The sequence below is a fragment of the Bacteroidales bacterium genome, from assembly GCA_018334875.1.
Classification (GTDB): domain Bacteria; phylum Bacteroidota; class Bacteroidia; order Bacteroidales; family UBA12077; genus JAGXLC01.
In genome coordinates this window covers 1-2,965 of record JAGXLC010000480.1, presented here as the reverse complement: position 1 = coordinate 2,965, position 2,965 = coordinate 1, and the positions used below count along the sequence as shown (strand labels likewise).

The following is a 2,965-nucleotide window of genomic DNA, read 5'->3' as shown; positions in this document are numbered from 1 at the left end:
GCAAGGCCGTGGACCAAATAACGGTCGTTGGCGTGCAGACCGGCGGTGAGTTTGCCGTTATCACATCCCAGATGGACAACCAGGCCTCCTTTAATGCCTGTTTCTTCAAATATCTGCTGCGCTTTGCGGGCAGAACCGCTATGTGCATAATACCAATAAATACCTCCCGCTACCAGAGCGGCAAAAATTATCAGGATCCAGCTCTTGAAAGGCAATTTTTTCATAATGTATTTTTTTATAATGTTAATTTCCAATAGCTCGTTTTTCCCATCTTTGAAAAAAAATGATAAGAAAACATGCACCGGATTGGACAAATATAAATATCGTTCAAATATTCAAAGGAATAAATATAATATATGCCAATGGGAAAAGCAAATTTTATTTTGATTCAACCGGTTCAGGAAAAAATGCATGTTATGTTTTTAATTTTTGCATTACTATTGGTAATATTGTAAGTTCAAATTTTACTCATAAAGTTTATTAAAAAACCAACCTGTATGAAAACACAAGTCACGCAATTATTATACAACAGTGTAGTAAAGGTTCTGATACCCGGCAGTATATTTTCTCGAACAGCCGGAATGATGCTTATACTGATGTTCTTTTTATATCACTCTGCAAATGCCCAGGAACTGGATGTTCCTTATGTATCTACACCGCACAGTGTAGTGGAAAAGATGCTGAATGTTTCTGATGTCGGGCCTGATGATTATGTAATTGACCTGGGCTGCGGAGACGGACGTATTGTTGTGGCTGCCGCTCAGCGTGGAGCGTTTGGTCATGGGATCGATCTGGATCCTGAGCGCATCCGGGAGGCTGAAGAAAATGCCCGGCAAGCCGGTGTACAGGATAAGGTGATGTTCCTTCAGCAAGATATATTTAAGAGCGATTTCAGCAGGGCCAATGTAATCACGATGTATCTGCTGAGGTCCATCAACCTAAAACTCCGGCCGACACTTCTGGATAGCCTGGAACCGGGTACCAAAATTGTCTCTCACAATTTTGATATGGGGGAATGGAAACCCGATAAACGGATAAAGATAGAGGATAATGGCTTTTTGTCCGGTTCCGGAACAGGAGATAATTCCGTAAAAGAAAGCGACCGGGATTTTTCGAAAAAAAGTGGGATAAAGAATCGTTCCATTACAAAAGATACTTCCGATTTCGACATGGGCGACTGGATGGTGGACAATCAAATAAAATTAAACAACCTTGGTATTGAATTGAAGGGACCGAAACTGAACGGTCCTTTGGGAATTGTAACCAGGGATATTTATTACTGGGTTGTGCCGGCAAAGGTTGAAGGTCACTGGCAGTGGCAAACAAACGAAAAAGGATTTACGATGACCGCCGGACAAAAATTTCAGGAAATTGATCTTACCATTCATGCCGGGGATGTTGAATTACAGGTTGAGCACAGCGGACTTACGGGTAGGCGGATTGCTTTTACAGCAGTTAATCCGTCTACTGGCACCAAGTATGTGTACAATGGCCGTGTAGAAGGGGATCAGATAACGGGTAAAGTCCATATCCTTGATAAGAATAAGTCAATAGAAAACTGGACCGCCAGGATGAAATAAGGAGAAAGCAACTCCTGTATTATTGGGGATTACCCACTTTGGGAATTTGGGTCAAAAACCGTATTGCTAAAATCCGCTGAAAAAAAGGTTGTATCTGAAAAGTCAGTGATCCCCGAAAACGTGGCTTCGGAAAATTCAGCAATTCCGGAAAAGGCGGCACCTGAAAAGTTAACGTTTCCCAAAAACCGGGCTTTCCAGAATTCAGCATCTCCTGAAAACTGAGATCCCCTGAAGTTCGTGATTCCTAAAAATCGTGACTGGGTATTGCCTGAAAGTTTTGATCCTGAGAAATTAGCAGTTTCAGCAAAATAGGCTTCTGTAAAGTTAACATCTCCCGAAAATTGACTCAGTAAAAAATTTGCGTGGTTGGAAAACCGCGTACCTATAAAATCAGCATTCTCCGAAAAAATGGCTTTCCAGAATTTTGCATTTCCTAAAAATTGAGCCTCCAAAAAGTCAGCATTTCTGAGAAACCGGGCTTCTATAAAGTTAGCATTTCCCGAAAACCTGGCCTTCCAGAATTTGGCAAATCTCATAAACCGGGTCTTCCAAAATTCAGACGCTTTTGAAAACTGAACCCCTATAAATTCTGCATTTCCTTTAAAAATGGAATTTTTAAAAGATACCTTCTTCTCAAATACAGCATTCTGGCAATAAACGTTTTCAAATTCCCGTTCCGATAAATCCATTTCACATGTAAAAGTAACCCCGCTGCAATCATAGCTGTTACTGGTTCCCTGAATCAGGTAATCTTCAAATTCTCCGGGTGTATTGACTGTTCTACTGTTGTCCATGGCACATCATTTAGATAATGAATAATTTGCGGAGCTTCAGTACCTTACCGGTCAAATTCTTGCTTTTTTTGGCAAAACTTGCCCGGTAAGGAGTTGAACTTTGTTATCAAATTTAAAAATTTTTTTTTGTCTTCTTCATGCGATCAAAACCCAACAAAATTTCAATAAAATTAAATGGTCATGTATCTGTTTGGTAAACGGAAGTCTGTAAACCATTAAGGCCTTGAAGGAAAAGAAATTTTTAAACTTTTTCATGAAAATTTGCTCAATATCTTGAATAACTGTATATTTGTCGCCGGAACATTTTAATTAAATTACATTATGAAAGAAGGAACAGTTAAATTTTTCAATGAAGTTAAAAAATTTGGATTCATTAAAGACAAAGAATCAGACAGTGAATACTTCGTCCATGTATCAGACGTTATTGATAATATTCAGGAAGACGACGAAGTGACTTTTGAACCGAAAGAGGGAGAAAAAGGGTTATATGCGGTAAATGTTAAACGAGTATAGACCTATATAAGTTTATAATTATCCATTTAGATCCTTAGCTTCACAATTTTATTGTGAAGCTTTTTTCGTTTATGTACC

The 2,965-nt window shown here is 39.0% G+C and carries 4 protein-coding genes; 2 read left to right on the top strand and 2 right to left on the bottom strand.

All coding sequences use genetic code 11. The features are described from left to right. On the bottom strand, positions 1-224 hold a 224-nt coding region (locus KGY70_20170; protein MBS3777520.1), incomplete at its 3' end, for a hypothetical protein. A gap of 273 nt (positions 225-497) precedes the next feature. On the opposite strand from KGY70_20170, the gene KGY70_20165 reads away from it, so the two are divergent. Continuing rightward, positions 498-1,580, top strand: coding sequence for a class I SAM-dependent methyltransferase (locus KGY70_20165; GenBank protein ID MBS3777519.1), 1,083 nt, complete (start codon positions 498-500; stop codon positions 1,578-1,580). A gap of 29 nt (positions 1,581-1,609) precedes the next feature. Here KGY70_20165 and KGY70_20160 read toward each other — a convergent pair whose 3' ends face one another. Continuing rightward, positions 1,610-2,374, bottom strand: a complete 765-nt coding sequence (locus KGY70_20160) for a pentapeptide repeat-containing protein (GenBank protein MBS3777518.1) — start codon at positions 2,372-2,374, stop codon at positions 1,610-1,612. 321 nt (positions 2,375-2,695) lie between these two features. On the opposite strand from KGY70_20160, the gene KGY70_20155 reads away from it, so the two are divergent. After that, positions 2,696-2,887: a cold shock domain-containing protein gene (locus KGY70_20155; protein MBS3777517.1), complete on the top strand. Its 192-nt coding sequence runs from the start codon at positions 2,696-2,698 to the stop codon at positions 2,885-2,887. Positions 2,888-2,965 lie beyond the last annotated feature (78 nt).

Bases quoted from the DNA above. Each gene is read 5' to 3' on its own strand.
- KGY70_20165 (MBS3777519.1), top strand. From the start codon at position 498: ATGAAAACACAAGTCACGCAATTATTATACAACAGTGTAGTAAAGGTT.
- KGY70_20160 (MBS3777518.1), bottom strand. From the start codon at position 2,374: ATGGACAACAGTAGAACAGTCAATACACCCGGAGAATTTGAAGATTAC.
- KGY70_20155 (MBS3777517.1), top strand. From the start codon at position 2,696: ATGAAAGAAGGAACAGTTAAATTTTTCAATGAAGTTAAAAAATTTGGA.